The sequence below is a fragment of the Clostridium sp. genome (assembly GCF_032576335.1).
GTDB lineage: Bacteria > Bacillota > Clostridia > Oscillospirales > Acutalibacteraceae > Faecalispora.
In genome coordinates this window covers 17,562-33,404 of record NZ_JAWFXC010000019.1, presented here as the reverse complement: position 1 = coordinate 33,404, position 15,843 = coordinate 17,562, and the positions used below count along the sequence as shown (strand labels likewise).

The window sequence follows — 15,843 nt, the reverse complement described above, 5'->3', positions numbered from 1 at the left end:
ATTGAATCATCCGCGTAAGTGCTGAAAAGACAATGCGGATTTTACTAGTGGGCAATTGTAATGAAATGATTGAATAACCTCACGGCGTGACCGAAAGCAGAGCTTTCGACGCCTGAGAGAGCATTGAATCGCTTGCCTCGGCATTTGGCTAAAGCATTTATATTAAGGTAAGCTGATTAGAATATAATTATCGTATTGTTATATAGACTTTTAGTTATGATTTACGATATAGCCGGGCGGAATAGCTGCAACCGGCAGGAAAGCGGGGGAATGAAATGACGGTTGTGGATTTACGCAACAAGGTCACTGACAGCCATGTAAAGCTGATTGAAATAAGTGAGACAACGGTATACTATGCAGAAGAAAAAGCTGAGGAAGGGCATTACAGCCTGTTTTTGCTTGAATATGATAGAAAAACTGAAACGGAACGCATGATAGCCAATTGTTTTTTGGGAGACCCCTCTGTGGTCCTTCACTTTTTTTCGTTCCCCAATGATATTCTTGTAATTATGGAAAATGGGGATAGTTCTGCACGACTTTTGCGTTTTGACAAGCAGACCGGTCAGGAGAAAAACTCGGAGAAATTACGTTTTATTGGTAGCTTTTCAGACTGCATGGCACTGGATGAAAGCCGCGTGATTTTTTATACAGAAGAAAATGAATCGCACAAGCACTTGTTTGAAGAATACAAAAAGGCTTCCGGCTTTGAACGAATTGCTTACCTTTATGATATTGAGGAAGAGCGTTATTATTATGTAAGAGATAAGCGTATTTGCAACCTATCCGCTGAAAAGCTGATTGCGTTTGACGCGGCCGGTGAACGAATGCTTTTGATTTTAGAACCATATGGCAGCGACGAAGAAAAAGAAAAATGTTATCGGAATCGCAGATGGTTAGGGGATGAAATTAACGATAACGTTTGGCTTTGCCCGTTGCTTGATTTTGTTGTATCCGTAAAAGCAGATGAGACACACTTGCCGTTGGAGCTTCTTCTGAGCGCCGGAACACAGGGCCTGGTGCGTTATGTAGGTCAAGATGAACATAGCCTATATTTCCGCGCAAAATATTACCCCAATAGTGACCAGCGCATTTGCATGGTGGAAAAAGTTGGAAGCAAAAAAACGGTGGTTGCAGAATTGAATCTAAAAGATGATGAGGAACCAGCAAGCTTTTTTATTGAGCCTACTCCTGCACGGATTTATCGTGTGACCGAGTTGGAGGATACATATGAAATACAAGGTGTACTAAATACTAAGGTAAGCAGTCAATACAGCAAGGAGTTGGGGCAGTTTGTTGCTTGCATAGAGGATCGTTATTTAGTGGCAGAATATATTATTAGCGATGAAACGGATTCTTATGTTTTTAATTCCATTTATGATTTGGAAACAAAACAGCAGCAAAGCTATGAATGTGGGTGTGCTGTACAGGATGACACCATTGTACTATATTAAAATTTAAAAATTCAATTATAAAGCAGCGCTTGAATCTATATAGATTCAAGCGCTGTTTTCTTTTTGCATTACAGGTGTTTTTGGTGTTGCAGATTAGAGGCATCTCCACCACGTGAAATATAATCTTGTTTAACTTTTGCCATGAGCGGTTGAAGCGTACGAATTCCTTCGCCGGCTTCGTTTACATCTTCTATATGATATGGGTTTTGCAATTGCCCTATTAATTGATCTTTATTGGATTGTAGAGCAGAATAAAGCATTGCAGTTTCTTCTACTGAATAATCTGTCAATTGAAACAATCTCCTTTCCATAAAATTGTACGTCCTTAGTTTTCTCGATTTTGTTTTTCCTATCCGAGCACTAAGCCATCCAAATTTTTAAACCCTTTGCAATTACTAGAGAAACTGTAATTGCAAAGGGTTTTTCTTAATCGTATTTTTAAAAAAATATAAATAAAATAAAACTTGCTCTTAAGAGAGAAAGAAATCAAAGGTTTGTTGGGTGTAATAGAGAGACCGTGATGTGATAAAGAAGAAAAAAGGTCATTTAAGATTCGATTCGCATACCTGCTAAAGGAAAAACGCCGTAATCGGTTTTCACCGTTGCATCTAACTTATTTTCTGTTATTTTTCCCTTTGCATTATATTTTAACCGCATTAAACCAGTATTTAAAATCCCTGAAAATTCAAATGTATTATCTTTTAATTTTCCATTTTTAAAATAGCTTGTATTCCCCATTGTGCGAATGGAGCCACGAATATTTTCTCCTTCTTCCGCAATAAAAAGTACTCCGCTTTGCAAACCGATTGGAGTGCGCATTGAAATTCTGTAACTCGCGTTCACTTGCATCACCACATTTCTTTTCATTTCTTTTAAAATATGTCGGCAAAGCAAAAAAGTGATTCCACAATTTCAACCGAGTTATCAACATATAGTATTTGGGAGTTATTGGATATACAATTTATTCTATTTTGGAGGCGTATTATGCAAGTATCTGAAAAAATAATCATTTCGCAGTCTCTGCGAGATGCAATGGACAATGGAGCTTTAACAATTCTGGATCAGTTAACGTTAGCTGGGGCACAGCTTACTGCCACATTGTTTCCAGATGCGGCAATATACATTGGACTGCCGCAAATTGCGAAAGCACCTGCATTTTTTATTGATTGCGATTGGATGACCAATAAAAAGAAGCTTAGGCATACAGCAGAATTTGAATTTGGACTGAAAATTACGTATGTTCCAGTGGAAGGTACGGAACGCAGAGATTTGCAAAATGCCATGTTTCTGCTGGAGCAGAATTTAGATATGATGGAAAACGACACAAGCAGCTTTCGTTGTTTTGCAAGCAGTGCGAGTGTGGAAGAGGGACTGGCCTACATGACCAGTTCAGTAAAGGTATGGGAAACTGTTGTGCCTGATGATGCGATCATTGGACACGCAGACCAAAATATAACTTCTTAAGGAGCTGATGAAGATTGATTACAAAAATCTTACCAGGCACAAACATTGAGTTGAAAGCCGGCGCGCGTGAGGATGATTTGAGTGTTACCGGTGTTGTGGCAATGGCACTTCCTCTTCGGTGGGGCGAACAAGTGACCGTTATCAACGCAGGGGATAATACACTTTTTTCTCTGGGTTACAAAATTACGGATCCCTCAATGAAGCTGATTCGTGAAGTGATGAACGGAGCGAAGAAACTCATTTTGTATCGACTCAACGCAGCAGGTGCAAAGGCATCCGCAAAGTTGAGTTCCGCAATTACAGCAGAAGCAGTATATGCTGGTTCTCGCGGAAATGACCTTTCTGTTATTGTTAGTGCCAGCGGTGAAAAGTGGCTGGTGAAAACCTACCTTGGTACGCAGGAGGTAGATTCCCAGACAATTTCGTCTGCGGCAGAGTATTCACCGTATTATGTAGCACTTTCCGGCTCTGGTGAATTGGAGGCGGTTACGGTAAAACTGAGCGGTGGTCTAGACGGAACTACGGAAAGTGATTATACCGCCTTTTTCTCTGAACTGGAAAAACGTGAGTTTAATGTGGTTTGCAGCACAAATGCAGCTATGGCAGAGTCTGTTGTAGCCTTTGTTCAGGAGCAGAATGCCAATAAAGCGTATGTGCAGGGTGTTGTAACCGGTATGAACCCGAACTGCGAAAACATTTACGTATGCAATTCTACCGGTGGTGTTACGGTTGATTATGAGTTGACCCCGGCAGAGGCCTGTGCGACTATTGCTGGCTTGATTGCTCAAGCAGGTGTGGAGAATAGCCTTACTTATAGCCGAGGTATCACTGGTTGGACAGATGTAAAACCCCATTTGACCCGTGACCAGCAGATTGACAGAACGCAGAAGGGCGAAGTTCTGTTTGTGCCGCTGTACGGATCTCCGGCAGTCTTGTATGACATTACCAGTCTGACTAAATTTGATGACAGACGCCCGAAGGACTTTGGCAAGGGTTTGGTGATGCGTACACTTCAAAAATATCAGGGCGACCTGCAGAAGCTGCTAGACACCAAGTGTGTTGGTAAAATTCGCAATAGTGTAGAGGGCCGCGCACAGATTAAAGCAATGGTATTTGAAATGACCACACAAAATTACCTTGCCCCGGGATATGTGGAGGGCTTCTCTGCAGATGACATTACCGTGGATGCTGGTTCAGAGCGTGATGCAGTCAATGTAGTAGTTGGCATTAAGGCGGTAGATACGGTTGATAAAATCTATGTTACCGTAACAGCACTTTAAGGAGGATTGAAGAATGGCTAAAACAAGATTACAGGATGTTTTTTCTGGACATGACGGTGAGGCATTTATTCGACTAAACGGTTCGATTGTCTCTGCATTTAAGGTTTCCAAAATCAATGCAAAGCTGGAGGCAGTGGTTGAAAACAGAAGGTTCTTAAATGACCCCATGGAGCAGGCGGCACAGCGTGGCCTGAAGGGCAGTGGCGATATGACGTATTACCACACCACACCTGCATTTATTAAAGCAATGCGCGACTATAAAAACGGCGGTGCGGTACCCAATATTAGCCTGCAGTTTTATGCGGCTTCTGCCAGCTCGCAGAGTAAACGCATCGGCGTAACTTTGTCGGATGTAGTGCTGGCGAATATTGGTTTGATTGCGCTGGATGACAGCAGTGACAACGCGCAGACCATTGAGACTTCATTTACATTTAACGACTTTGACTTGGCATAAGGAGGCTTTACTATGGATAAATCTTTGATGCAGTTTTTGCACCCGAATCGCAAACCGAACGTTACATTTAAGCTGGATAGCTTTGGTGACGCAGAATTTGAAATGCGCGCACTCAATGCAGATGAAATGGGACAGATGTCCGCTGAGGTTCAAACAAAGGGTCTTAAGGGCTTGGAGGCTCTTTACCCCACCATTGCGCTGAGCTTGGTGAGCCCGAATTTGAGCAGTGCCGAATTGCTGGATGCTCTTTCTGAAAAAGAAGGCAGAAGAATTTTGAGCCCTACGGATGCGCTAAAGACGATGTTTACCGCAGGTGAAATTGGCGCACTGCTCAATATTTATAATGAGCATGCAGACGTAACCATCGATTTTGGAAATAAGGTGGATGAAGCAAAAAACTAATCGAGCAGGGCGAGGATGGTTTTTGCTTCTATGCACATCTGGCCCTGCAAAACCACAATTTACTTCCTCATGATTTTATGGAGCTGCCGGTACAGGAGAGAGCATTCATTATTGCAAGTGACTTGATTGTGAATAGTGAGATGCGAAAAAAATAAAGCGGCGGAATTTCCGCCGCTTCTGGCTCTATGATTTATTGCCCAAAAATTCAATGGGAAAGGGGTGATCTCAATCGCTAATACTTTAGAAGGTTTAATAAATTTAGTAGAAAAATATACTTCTGATATGGAAAAAGCTCAGCAGTCAACAAAAAGCTTTAAAAAATATAAAAAAATGGCTTCGGCAGCAACACTGGAGTTTAAAACGGGGCTATCTAGCATAAAAGACGCTTCTAATAATGCTTCCAATGGAATGGATAAAATCAATAGTAAGATGGCTGAATTGATATCAAAAGCCAAGCTTGGTAAGCGTGCACTAGACTTCTTTAAAAGTGGCATTAAAAATGCGGAAAATCAGCAGGTACAAAAGATTTCAATGCAATCGATGCTGGGCAGTAAATCAGCCGGATCTGCGCTTTATGATTATGCAGAAGCATATGGAGCGCAAAAATCCGTCTTGGGTGTAGATGGTACAATAAACGCAACAAAAGCATTTGCACCATTAACACGTGATATGGGTCAGTTAAATCAAATGTATGGATTAGCGGAGCGTCTTTACGCACGCGACCCCTCTCAAGGGGCAGATACAGCAATTTCTTCCGTTCAGTCACTGTTGTCAGGTGATGCTTCTGCGGTACAGGGTAATTACAATATTACCGGTGTGGATGAGAATACCGTAACGGGTTTGACTGGAAGTGGCGATATGGGCGGCGCAATTGATTACCTGACTGGAGTTTTTGATGAATTTGGAGCAACGCAGGAAACTGTGATGGATAACTTTAATTCATTGCAGACACAAGCAGCGATGTTTGGGCAAAATATGCAGTTTGCAATGGGAGACCAGTCCGGTGCCGTGGTGCAGGGTCTCGCTATGATGCTACAGCAACTCAATGAGCAATTATTAAATGGCGGTTTTGATTGGTTCTTCAATGTAGTCGGTAACGGAATGCAGATGCTTGGCAGTGCAATTCAGTGGGTAGCGGAAAACAGTAACATATTAATCCCTGTTTTAAGTGCGGTTGTTATTGCATTGACGATTTACCAGACGGCAATGAAAATGGCGGCAATTATGACGGAAGTAATGAATTTAGCAAGCGGCATTACATCCGGTAATATCATACAAATTATTGGAGCCATAACAGGCAGTGTGGCTGGTGTTGCGGCATTTGCTGCTTTAGATAAATTGCTGCCAGATACGACGGATAATAAAGGGATATTTAAAGAGATGAAGGAAGCACAGGAGACTGCTCAAAGTGCGATGGATAAGCAAAAAGCTCAGAATCCGAATGCAAATTCTAAAACTGCTGGGTTAAGCGCATCTCCTCTTCAAACAGAAGTTACCAATACGGCACCTATCCCGGTAACTGGTAAAATGGAAATTGAAAAAGAAGTGCTACGTTATCAGTTTGATTTGGCAGCACAGAAAGCAATGGCGGTATTCCGTATGCAGCAATATGTGCCACAGGTAATCATTCAGAACCAGAATGTGAGCCAGACGGCTGACCTGAACGAAATTAACCATAGCTTAGGCGACATTGTATATCAAAATCTACAAACGCAGCCAGCGGGGGTGTATGCATGACCTATTATGTAAATTTGGGTGGTATTTTGCTTTATGGGATAAAGAATGTAGAGGATAACAGCGAACGCGAAATTACCTCTTACGATGGCATCGGGCAAGGCTTTTTCCCGGTGCCGGAATCCCGAAAGCTTCGAACCTGGTCATTTGAATGTGAAATGACGGAGCAAAACACGAGCCAGCTACCAAATTGGACTGCTGCCAGTAAAGTTTTTACAGGTTTTGAGGTGTTGCTTGCCACCAAAGACCCAAGCCGATTTATATTTGTTTCAAAGAATCGAAATGAGTCAATGTCCGGATACTTAACAGGGTACAGCAAAAAGGAAGAATACCCCGGCATTTATAACGTAACAGTAAAGGTAACGGAGTATAAGGCTGCTGGAGTGAAAACAACGGATGTTCCATATGTTAAGCGTCCTGGAAAAGCACCCGCGCTACCTAAGGTTATCGTTTTTGATAATAAAATCACTCCATATAGCTTAGACAGAAAACGAATAAAAGATTTTGAGATGCAATTCGGAAAGATTGTTAATACAATTGGTTCCGTGTTGGGAAAAGCAAAAAATGCGATTGATAGTACTCTTGATAAATTACCGTGGAATAGAACACCTAGCATATCACAATCTGGCACTTCACAGACCAATAAGACTGTAATCACAGAAAAAGATACAGGAAAGACTGTAACAAATAAAGCAGTTATATTCGAATTACATCCATATACTGCATCTTTTTTATCGTCCCAAAAGCCAAAGGAAGAGGGTGCTAAAAAGATGCAGAATACTTTTGATTGGATCGGAAACACCTTGAAAAAATGGGTGGAAGAAGATGCTACTAAAGCTCGCAATTTCAAAGGCGGAATCAGCTACAAATAGTTAGGTTGGTGAAAAATGCTACTTATTAATAATACCGATATTTCAGACATTGCACTGAATATAACGCATCAATCTTCTTGGAACAATGGAGCCAGTAAGTTTAGCTTTGAGTACCCTACCTATAAAACGGGGATTTTCCCAAATGGCAGCACGGTGGTATTCACCTACGGTAATGCAAATATTTTTTATGGATTTCTCTTTACAACAAAACAGGATACCAAAAAGTATAGCTGTGTTTGTTACGACCAGCTACGGTATTTAAAGGCAAAGAACTCTATCATTCGCCCGGTGAGTACCCTAACGGAGTTTTTAAACACGGTTGCGGTTGGTATTGGAGACCGTATTCGTATGGGGCAAGTCGATAATACCGAAGTAAAATTAACACGAAACCGATTTGATAACCAGACCCATCTGGATATGATTTATCAATCGATTCAGGAAAACCTTTATACCAATGGGTATTGGTATGTGCTTCGCGACCAGTTTGGTGCCATAGAACTTCGGGATATGGTGGATTTGCGGTTACCAATTTTAATTGGCGACGGTTCCATGGCAACTGGTTTTGATTACGAACGCTCCATCGATGAGGATACCTTTAACTATATTAAGGTTGCCAAAGACGATAGCAAAACGGGTATTTGCAATACCTATGTTGCTTCTGACAACAGCAACGTAAATCGATGGGGAAAGCTGCAATATTTTGATAAGGTGGATGCCGACCTAAATGAATCACAGCTCGCTGCCCGTGCACATCAATTGCTGCAGCTAAAGAACCGAGAGACTCAGTCACTCAAGGTTGAGTGTATGGGAGATACCCGCGTGTTTGGGGGCAGCGGTATCCGAATAAAAATTGCGGAAGCGGGTCTTGACCTATGGGCGGTTGCAGACCAAGTAACGCACAATTTTGGGCACAACAAGCACACGATGAGCTTGGAATTAAAATTTGTGTGGTGATGATATGGATTTAAATACAGCCATTAAAAGCATAGTAAAAGAGTACCTGCAAAATGAGGCACTGTGCGATTTGATTTATGGCACATGGGGTGGCTCTAATATTAAAGTTGACAACCGCCCGCTGGTGATTCCGCTTGACATGGTGGATGTACCCAAAGGCCTTACAATAACCATTGGGTCGAGGGTAAGTTTAATCCAAAAGCATGGAGGCCAACGTTTTGCGGTGATAGGGGTGATGGAATGAGTGTGCTAAAAACCTATGGTGATGACGTATATAGCTTTCACCCGTCCAAAACGTGGCGGTTGTCCGGGAATCGCCTTCAGGGGATGATTGACGGGAAAGAAGCTGCTGCGCAAGCGGCTACTCTCGCTCTTTCTACCGAGCGTTTTCTATATGATATTTTTTCGTATGATTACGGGGTAGAGCTTGCGGATCTAATCGGAAAAGACCATGAATATGTACAAGCTGACTTCCGCAGGCGCATAGAAGAAGCACTCGGTGAGGATGACCGGATTACGGGAATCTCAAACTACCAGATTACGTTTGATGGTGAAGTGGCGACTGTGTATTTTACAGTGAATACCATCTTTGGAGATTTTGACACAGAAAGGAGTGTAACGCTTGGCTGAACCTTATGAATATGAAGCAATCCTAAAACAGATGCTTGATCAAGTACCGAATAACATCGACAAACGTGAGGGAAGCATCATTTACCACACACTGGCGCCCACTGCGTTTGTTTTGGCGCAGCAGTCTTATATGATAGCCTATTTGACAGACCTGTTGTTTGCAGATACAGCAGAGGAGGAGTGGCTTGACCGGGTTACGTCCGACTTTGGTGTTGACCGTGACCAGGCAACACAGGCGATACGGCAGATCAATACTTTTGATTCCTCCGGTGCGCCAAAGGATATTCCGCTTGGCAGTCGCTTTGCCATTGAGGATGTTTCCTTTACAACAAAGGAAAAGCTTGCGGTTGGGCAGTACAAGGCCATCTGCGACAAGTACGGAATTCAGGGGAATGCGTACGGCGGCGAAATTTTGCCGGTGGATAACATCAATGGTTTGGCGTCTGCACAATTGGTTGCTCCTGCTCTCATTCCGGCAAGGGATCAGGAAAGCGATGAGTCCCTGCGCGCAAGGTTCCATACCGCAGTTCGGCAGCAGCCGTATGGTGGTAATATTGCAGACTACAAAGAAAAAACGCTCTCCATTGACGGTGTAGGAACAGTGCAAGTGTTTGGCGCTTTAACCATGGGAGCGGGCAGCGTTGGACTGGTTATCGGCGATGAGCAGGGCAATACCGCTACTCAGACTCTTGTGGATAAGGTGCAATCGGTAATGGGGACAAACGGTGACGGCATTGCTCCCATTGGGCACACCGTAACGGTGGGTACCTCCGTAGATTTGCCGGTTGAGGTTGCAGCGCAAGTGCGGTTGCGGCGTGGTACGAACTTAGCCCTTGTAAAAGCTTCTGTGGAAAAAGCCATCAGCGATTACGTTGGCAGCATCGGTTTTGCGGAAGAAACGGTTTTTTACGCAAAGCTGGTGGCGAACATATTAAATTCGCATGAAAGCGTAGTGGATGTTGGAACGGTGACGCTAAACGGGGAAAGTGCAAACTTATCCTTGGAAAAATCCTTCTCAGCGTATCAGGTTCCGGTAATGGGGGCGATCACAGTGAGCGAGGTGACCGGCTGATGTTTTACGACCACAAGAACGATTTTAAAGGCTATTTAATCGACCGACTGCAGGATGTTGTAGAAATCGACGCGATTGCCGGAGTCGTAAATATACAAATGGATGCTTTGTCCGAGCAGGTGCGGAGGATGGTGAAAAACAAATCAGTCTCCACCTGTGACGAAGAGGGGGCGCGGCGCTGGGAGAAGCTGCTCGGCGTCTCCTCCCCCATGAACGCTACCTTACAGGCGAGGCGCGATGCACTGAAAGCAAAGTTGATGACCAAACCGCCCATCAACATCAATGTACTGCGCAATATGGTGGAAGCGTACATGGGGCTGAGTGTGGAAGTTAGTGTAGAGGATTTTGTGATAAAGGTTCGCTACCGCGGAGAGAGCCGAATTGCCGATTTAAAGCCCTTGTATGCAACGGCTTATGAGACAATTCCGGCAAACCTGCTACTGGACATCGCCTACATTTACCTCACTTGGGATGAGCTAGACGACAAAGCGCTCACCTTTGACCAACTGGACGAAAAAAACCTAACCTTAACGCAGCTAGAAAGGGGAGAGTGGATTGCCTGATATTACAAGTTTATTTGAAGGAGCGGACGGGGTATCCCGTACTCTGTTTAACCAGAAACTCAGCGATATTAACGCACACGGGAATGACACGACCAAGCATGTAACGGAAAAAGAGAGAAGAAAGTGGAATATAGGCAGTGTTGGTACTTGTGTTGATGGGAAAATGACCAGCATTCTTGCCGATGGCTCAATACAAGAAGAAATGGAAGACACCATTGAAATTACGAGATTTTTAGGCAACGGCAACATTGAGCAAATTGTAAAGAGCAAACCGGAGAATACAATATTACTGAAAAAAACCACAGAATTTTTAGCTGACGGAAAAATTAGAGAGGTGGTTACGGATCATGAGTTGGGCTGAAGTAATGAAAGTAAATAGTGACATGAGGGAGCCCTTAAACTATGTTCACTATATCAACGATATTTCTGTTTTTGGCAACAAAAGCTTCATCATGGCAAAAGAGAATAAAAATCTATGGAATGAGTTTTGCCTTAGAAGCCTGTGGCTGTATGGACATAAGCAAATACGCGAATACGTATATGCTCGTCTAGATGTAAAAAATGTAGACAGCTTATGGAACGACAGCGGCGTTTTGGGGGAACAGCTGAACGCATTCTATGGAGTAGAGGCATTCCCGAATGGCAATGGCTTTGTTGTGATGCAAAATATGACTACGGATTTGTTTAATATTTTGGAATCCAAGTTCCAAGAGGGTTATAGCAGATATGTAGAGAAATTCTTATCTGGTGAAAAGGTTGGACAGTGGTTGGTTTCAACCTTTCATTTAACCTCGAGCGTCTTGCCAACGCTAAATACGATTGATGAAATCATAGCCAATAACGAAGCGATGACGGACATTTGCGGTAGTGTTCAGGCACTTACTGCATTAACAAGCTGCACGTATTCTGCGGATAAAATATCTGCACAGGAGAGCACGAGTGAAACCGTTGTTCAAAACAGTTTGAATGCCTTAACCATACACGCGTTAATTAGCAACCGTTATTTTATGAGAGCAGCTGTACAAAAACAGAATGTAATGCAGCTTATTGCAAACAGCCAAGCGGCGATGTACTCTGCAATTCGAAGCAGCATTGCAATGGACGCCATTTTAAACAGTACGGTTGCCATGGGAGAGATTGCAAAAAGTACAATTGCGATTAATACGCTTTTAGTTGCCATTGATGATTTATCAAAAGGTACTGCATCCCTGCAAACAATTCAAGGGAACATCAGCAGTATTCGTACAAATTTGCCTAAGATAATCGAAGGCAACACGGCGGAACAAGAAGTAAAACAAACTGAGGATACTGTAAACGGTATTTTGGTTACATTGAACCCGATTCTAAGCAAAATGGTCGTGGTTAAGGAGACAATTGCAAAGTTTGTAAACAATGCGAATGCGATGAAAGCAATTGCCAATAGCAGTACGGCAATGAAATCTATTGCTGCATCTTCAACTGCTATGACCGCGATTGCTGCATCTTCAACTGCAATGAACGCTGTCGCAGCATCTTCAACTGCAATGAACGCTGTTGCAGCATCCTCAACGGCAATGAATGCGATTGCAGCATCCTCAACGGCAAGGAATGCCTGTATTAATTCTACCGTTGCTATGAATGCAATAAGTAATTCTAATATTGCCATAGGTAAATTTGCTGTAGGTTGTGCTGGACTAGATGCAAGCTCGTATTCAGATATGATCGCTGTTGCAGCATCCTCAACAGCAATGAATGCGATTGCTGTATCTTCAACAGCAATGACTGCGATTGCTGCATCTTCAACAGCAATGACTGCTGTTGCAGCTTCAAGTACAGCTATCAAAATTGTAAACACTAGTGCTTTGGCTCTAAATGCTTTGTATACTAGTCCGTTAAAACAAACATATATCTGGAGTGGAGGTAGTTGGACATCAAAAGGACAAGTTATTCGAAACGGACGAACTCTACTTGTCAGAGTGATTATGCACAATAACGCATATGGTGTGAGTGTTCCCTCGTCAACAAGCCAATATATATTTATTGATGGTAACACTTTTACAACATCAAGAGGACGCAGTTCTGGTGGTCTATATGTGGAAAATAGTAATTTTCCACAAGACACCGATTTTGCTGTGCGATTGGCTACTAATACAATTTCTATCTATCTGTACTCAAAAATTGAAATTTCTTATATTCCAATTTTGTAGAGAATTAATCGTAAACAAAAGTATGCTTACGCTTTACGATTATAGATTAATAAAAATTAAAAAGGAGGTAAACAAAAATGCCGTGTCTATATGACGATATCAATGAGAAATTCAAAGTTCAAAATGAAATCATAAAAAATTTGGAAAGCGAAAACTCATTGCTAAAAGAACAAAACAAGACTCTGACAGAAACCATTGAGTCTATGTCAGCCAGCAATAAATCCCTACAAGACTCCACCCTAACACTGACACAGGGGCTTTTACAAATGGAGTACGAAAAAGAGCTAGAGAAATTAGGGGGTAATAAATGATGACTTTTGTTTACGATTTATGCCAAATGCTCATTCAAAATGGGCTTACAGTAGACTTGCAGGAGAAATTAGATGTGTTCTTTGCCGCTGGCAGGCTCACGAAGGACCAATACTTAGCCCTAAGCAAAGCAATCGCTGGTGAAGAGCCAAACGGTGAAGATTTGCCAGATGAAAATGACAAAGAGGCAGAAGACCAAAAGTGAGTGATACGGAGCAGTCGTAATAAGCTGTTCTAAATAAGGGGTGATAGGACAATGATGTATTTGGTTACGTCATTGTCCATTTAATTACTTAAATTTATTTTATATTTGAAAGGAGAAAGAGAATTGCCGGATATTACAAGTATATTTCAAGGCTCGGACGCGGTAAACCGAAATCTATTTAACCAGAAAATCAGCGATATCAACGCGCACGGCAACGACACCACAAGCCATGTTACAGAAAAAGAACGGGAGGTGTGGAACAAAAAGGCGAATGGTAATAATGCTGTATGGGTGGCTACAGAAACAGTGGCTGACACAAATGTACCTAACAGCACATGGTGGTTAACTATCCCTGATTTTGTTTTTACTGAGGGGTGTCAAGTTACGTTTTACCCTGCAACAAAACCAGACGGAAAAGCGTGGGATTGCATTGTGATTAATGGAGTTCTAAAAAGCTATGCCCTTAGAACATTACAGCGTACAAGTATAGACATTGATTCTTGGGAGCCAAATACTGCCATCACCGTAACTTTATCTTCAGTCTTAATTAATGTAGACGGAGTAGAGGGTGATAGCACAGCTTTTTTTAAGTCGGCTGGCAATGAATCATATAACGTCTTTTGCCAGCCAAAAGAACCAACTAGCAAAAACGGTATATGGATTAAGACACCCATAAAAATTCCCGTAAAAGCGCTAGTAAACAAATACAGTTTTCAAATGCGAGGTTATTTTGATTCTCAGATTCAAATGTCTGGAGTGGGCGATATTGGTATCGGCTTCAGAAAAGATGATGACCTTTATTATATTAGTTATGCTTTAGATTCCACTGAATCACCAGCAGTTGTAAGTTACAACCTATCTAAATTGAATTTTACAACATTAACTAATAGTGTAGTCCATTTTTTAAAGAGTGACAGTACTAATAACATTTCTAATCAAAATGCTAGCATGGGAATACAAATCTGGAACAACAGAATTAATCATTTACAAGATAAAAAAATCGTTATACCTCCACATGTAACAACGTTTACTGGAATGTCGAGTGGTGAATATAAATATAAGAATGTGTATGATAATACATTGTATTACATTGATTTTGAGGGAGAGACTTTAAAAAAAGAAAAATACACTATTGGATTTCCATCAAATGCATTTATAGCTCCATATATATCGGGGGTAATAGATAATGCTACCTTTTGGCATGGTGGATTCAAATTCACATCACAATATTGGGAAAGATCTCCCAATGGGGGGCGAACACCTGAATCTTTCCTATATAATTTACAAACAAAAACGCTGTCCACTATTTCAACCCTGCCAGATATAAAGTATGTATCATATTTTTGTAGAATAGTTCTTAACAATATGATTTATATTTTAACTTTTGATAAAACAAATATGGTTATAAATGGAATTGTATATAATGCAATTCTAAATATTTACACGGAAGTGTCATACTCTTTATCTTCAGATATTACAGATTATTTAAATGGTCGTGCTAATATAAGTTTGAATTTAACCAACGGTATCTTATTAAACAATGACCTCTACTTTACTGTTTATGGGCAAAAAGACTCTGTTTATTCAACACGAGTTTGTAAACTTAATTTGATTTCAAAAGAGATACTTATGTTCCCAAATTCAGTTCCACAATCTCCTGCATTATCAAGACTCTGGTCGGATAATAACCAAGTTATATATGGACTTGCTTCAAATAAGATTGAAAAATTTTATTTAGAAAATGATGTGTTGCGTGAAGATTCTATCGCTATTTTGAACTCAACTTGGCCCAAATACAGCACTGAGATCCTTAGAACAAAAGATGATAATTTGTTTATTAATTTTTTAGATGCCTTTTTATATAAAAATGGCAAATATCATAATTACGAATCCTACTATGGTGACGGCACACAATGGATAAAATTTAAGGAGGAAATTTAAGAATGGATTTTCGAATTTGGGACAAAGAATCCCCTATTAACACTTGCCCCGCAGACAAGGCAATGGCAGCGCTAAACATTACCGCTACCGACGATGTGTACATCATCCTCGATGAAAACGGAAAAGATTGGATTTTGCAGACGCAGAGCAATTGCCCTCACCCAGGTACTACTATCGTTGAGAGTGCGCAAAACCACATCAACACAATTCTTACAGAGCAGGCGCAGGCGTCACAGGCTAAAGTAGAAGAACAGAGCCGGAATGAGCAAATTACAGATTTACAGGCCGCTGTGGATAATTTAGTTATATCAAGTTTGGAGGGATAA

20 protein-coding genes are annotated in these 15,843 nt (G+C 41.6%); 18 read left to right on the top strand and 2 right to left on the bottom strand.

Going from position 1 to position 15,843, the window contains the following annotated elements; all coding sequences use genetic code 11:
- Positions 1 to 275: 275 nt before the first annotated feature.
- On the top strand, positions 276 to 1,451 hold the full coding sequence (locus E7L17_RS14115) for a hypothetical protein (protein ID WP_316323774.1): 1,176 nt from the start codon (positions 276 to 278) through the stop codon (positions 1,449 to 1,451).
- A gap of 68 nt (positions 1,452 to 1,519) precedes the next feature.
- Here E7L17_RS14115 and E7L17_RS14110 read toward each other — a convergent pair whose 3' ends face one another.
- Both E7L17_RS14110 and E7L17_RS14105 read right to left on the bottom strand, forming a co-directional pair.
- Positions 1,520 to 1,741 carry a hypothetical protein gene (locus E7L17_RS14110; RefSeq protein ID WP_316323773.1) on the bottom strand — a complete coding sequence of 74 codons (222 nt, stop codon included), beginning with the start codon at positions 1,739 to 1,741 and terminating at the stop codon, positions 1,520 to 1,522.
- Between the two features lie 256 nt (positions 1,742 to 1,997).
- A complete protein-coding gene (locus E7L17_RS14105; protein ID WP_316323772.1) occupies positions 1,998 to 2,345 on the bottom strand; it encodes a hypothetical protein in 348 nt (115 codons plus the stop codon).
- Positions 2,346 to 2,435: 90 nt separating this feature from the next.
- On the opposite strand from E7L17_RS14105, the gene E7L17_RS14100 reads away from it, so the two are divergent.
- From E7L17_RS14100 to E7L17_RS14020, 17 genes are all read left to right on the top strand, one after another.
- Positions 2,436 to 2,915, top strand: a complete 480-nt coding sequence (locus E7L17_RS14100) for a DUF6838 family protein (RefSeq protein WP_316323771.1) — start codon at positions 2,436 to 2,438, stop codon at positions 2,913 to 2,915.
- A gap of 14 nt (positions 2,916 to 2,929) precedes the next feature.
- On the top strand, positions 2,930 to 4,195 hold the full coding sequence (locus E7L17_RS14095) for a phage tail sheath subtilisin-like domain-containing protein (protein WP_316323770.1): 1,266 nt from the start codon (positions 2,930 to 2,932) through the stop codon (positions 4,193 to 4,195).
- 13 nt (positions 4,196 to 4,208) lie between these two features.
- Entirely contained in the window at positions 4,209 to 4,649 is a 441-nt protein-coding gene (locus E7L17_RS14090; protein WP_085832118.1) for a phage tail tube protein, read from the top strand.
- 12 nt (positions 4,650 to 4,661) lie between these two features.
- Positions 4,662 to 5,051: a phage tail assembly chaperone gene (locus E7L17_RS14085; protein ID WP_085832119.1), complete on the top strand. Its 390-nt coding sequence runs from the start codon at positions 4,662 to 4,664 to the stop codon at positions 5,049 to 5,051.
- A 282-nt stretch (positions 5,052 to 5,333) separates the two neighbouring features.
- Positions 5,334 to 6,788, top strand: a complete 1,455-nt coding sequence (locus E7L17_RS14080) for a hypothetical protein (protein WP_316323769.1) — start codon at positions 5,334 to 5,336, stop codon at positions 6,786 to 6,788.
- On the top strand, positions 6,785 to 7,657 hold the full coding sequence (locus tag E7L17_RS14075; RefSeq protein ID WP_316323768.1) for a hypothetical protein: 873 nt from the start codon (positions 6,785 to 6,787) through the stop codon (positions 7,655 to 7,657). Before E7L17_RS14080 ends, E7L17_RS14075 begins: the two co-directional genes overlap by 4 nt.
- A 15-nt stretch (positions 7,658 to 7,672) precedes the next feature.
- Positions 7,673 to 8,611 carry a hypothetical protein gene (locus tag E7L17_RS14070; protein ID WP_316323767.1) on the top strand — a complete coding sequence of 313 codons (939 nt, stop codon included), beginning with the start codon at positions 7,673 to 7,675 and terminating at the stop codon, positions 8,609 to 8,611.
- A 4-nt stretch (positions 8,612 to 8,615) separates the two neighbouring features.
- Positions 8,616 to 8,855 carry a hypothetical protein gene (locus tag E7L17_RS14065; protein WP_316323766.1) on the top strand — a complete coding sequence of 80 codons (240 nt, stop codon included), beginning with the start codon at positions 8,616 to 8,618 and terminating at the stop codon, positions 8,853 to 8,855.
- Positions 8,852 to 9,241 carry a DUF2634 domain-containing protein gene (locus tag E7L17_RS14060; RefSeq protein WP_316323765.1) on the top strand — a complete coding sequence of 130 codons (390 nt, stop codon included), beginning with the start codon at positions 8,852 to 8,854 and terminating at the stop codon, positions 9,239 to 9,241. The genes E7L17_RS14065 and E7L17_RS14060 overlap by 4 nt, the downstream gene beginning before the upstream one ends.
- Positions 9,234 to 10,313, top strand: a complete 1,080-nt coding sequence (locus E7L17_RS14055; protein ID WP_316323764.1) for a baseplate J/gp47 family protein — start codon at positions 9,234 to 9,236, stop codon at positions 10,311 to 10,313. The genes E7L17_RS14060 and E7L17_RS14055 overlap by 8 nt, the downstream gene beginning before the upstream one ends.
- Positions 10,313 to 10,876, top strand: a complete 564-nt coding sequence (locus tag E7L17_RS14050; protein WP_316323763.1) for a putative phage tail protein — start codon at positions 10,313 to 10,315, stop codon at positions 10,874 to 10,876. Before E7L17_RS14055 ends, E7L17_RS14050 begins: the two co-directional genes overlap by 1 nt.
- Positions 10,869 to 11,237, top strand: coding sequence for a hypothetical protein (locus E7L17_RS14045; protein WP_316323762.1), 369 nt, complete (start codon positions 10,869 to 10,871; stop codon positions 11,235 to 11,237). The genes E7L17_RS14050 and E7L17_RS14045 overlap by 8 nt, the downstream gene beginning before the upstream one ends.
- Positions 11,224 to 13,062, top strand: coding sequence for a hypothetical protein (locus E7L17_RS14040; protein ID WP_316323761.1), 1,839 nt, complete (start codon positions 11,224 to 11,226; stop codon positions 13,060 to 13,062). Before E7L17_RS14045 ends, E7L17_RS14040 begins: the two co-directional genes overlap by 14 nt.
- A 77-nt stretch (positions 13,063 to 13,139) precedes the next feature.
- The gene (locus E7L17_RS14035) at positions 13,140 to 13,373 is read left to right on the top strand and encodes a hypothetical protein (RefSeq protein ID WP_316323760.1); all 234 of its coding nucleotides are present in this window, start codon (positions 13,140 to 13,142) and stop codon (positions 13,371 to 13,373) included.
- A complete protein-coding gene (locus tag E7L17_RS14030; RefSeq protein ID WP_316323759.1) occupies positions 13,370 to 13,576 on the top strand; it encodes a hypothetical protein in 207 nt (68 codons plus the stop codon). Before E7L17_RS14035 ends, E7L17_RS14030 begins: the two co-directional genes overlap by 4 nt.
- Positions 13,577 to 13,699: 123 nt before the next feature.
- Entirely contained in the window at positions 13,700 to 15,517 is a 1,818-nt protein-coding gene (locus E7L17_RS14025) for a hypothetical protein (RefSeq protein WP_316323758.1), read from the top strand.
- A gap of 2 nt (positions 15,518 to 15,519) precedes the next feature.
- Positions 15,520 to 15,843 carry a hypothetical protein gene (locus E7L17_RS14020; protein ID WP_316323757.1) on the top strand — a complete coding sequence of 108 codons (324 nt, stop codon included), beginning with the start codon at positions 15,520 to 15,522 and terminating at the stop codon, positions 15,841 to 15,843.

Excerpts from the sequence above, each read along its gene's own strand:
- E7L17_RS14060 (WP_316323765.1), top strand. The coding sequence starts at position 8,852 with ATGAGTGTGCTAAAAACCTATGGTGATGACGTATATAGCTTTCACCCG.
- E7L17_RS14090 (WP_085832118.1), top strand. The coding sequence starts at position 4,209 with ATGGCTAAAACAAGATTACAGGATGTTTTTTCTGGACATGACGGTGAG.
- E7L17_RS14085 (WP_085832119.1), top strand. The coding sequence starts at position 4,662 with ATGGATAAATCTTTGATGCAGTTTTTGCACCCGAATCGCAAACCGAAC.
- E7L17_RS14070 (WP_316323767.1), top strand. The coding sequence starts at position 7,673 with ATGCTACTTATTAATAATACCGATATTTCAGACATTGCACTGAATATA.
- E7L17_RS14030 (WP_316323759.1), top strand. The coding sequence starts at position 13,370 with ATGATGACTTTTGTTTACGATTTATGCCAAATGCTCATTCAAAATGGG.
- E7L17_RS14050 (WP_316323763.1), top strand. The coding sequence starts at position 10,313 with ATGTTTTACGACCACAAGAACGATTTTAAAGGCTATTTAATCGACCGA.
- E7L17_RS14020 (WP_316323757.1), top strand. The coding sequence starts at position 15,520 with ATGGATTTTCGAATTTGGGACAAAGAATCCCCTATTAACACTTGCCCC.
- E7L17_RS14115 (WP_316323774.1), top strand. The coding sequence starts at position 276 with ATGACGGTTGTGGATTTACGCAACAAGGTCACTGACAGCCATGTAAAG.
- E7L17_RS14035 (WP_316323760.1), top strand. The coding sequence starts at position 13,140 with ATGCCGTGTCTATATGACGATATCAATGAGAAATTCAAAGTTCAAAAT.
- E7L17_RS14075 (WP_316323768.1), top strand. The coding sequence starts at position 6,785 with ATGACCTATTATGTAAATTTGGGTGGTATTTTGCTTTATGGGATAAAG.
- E7L17_RS14080 (WP_316323769.1), top strand. The coding sequence starts at position 5,334 with ATGGAAAAAGCTCAGCAGTCAACAAAAAGCTTTAAAAAATATAAAAAA.
- E7L17_RS14065 (WP_316323766.1), top strand. The coding sequence starts at position 8,616 with ATGGATTTAAATACAGCCATTAAAAGCATAGTAAAAGAGTACCTGCAA.
- E7L17_RS14100 (WP_316323771.1), top strand. The coding sequence starts at position 2,436 with ATGCAAGTATCTGAAAAAATAATCATTTCGCAGTCTCTGCGAGATGCA.
- E7L17_RS14040 (WP_316323761.1), top strand. The coding sequence starts at position 11,224 with ATGAGTTGGGCTGAAGTAATGAAAGTAAATAGTGACATGAGGGAGCCC.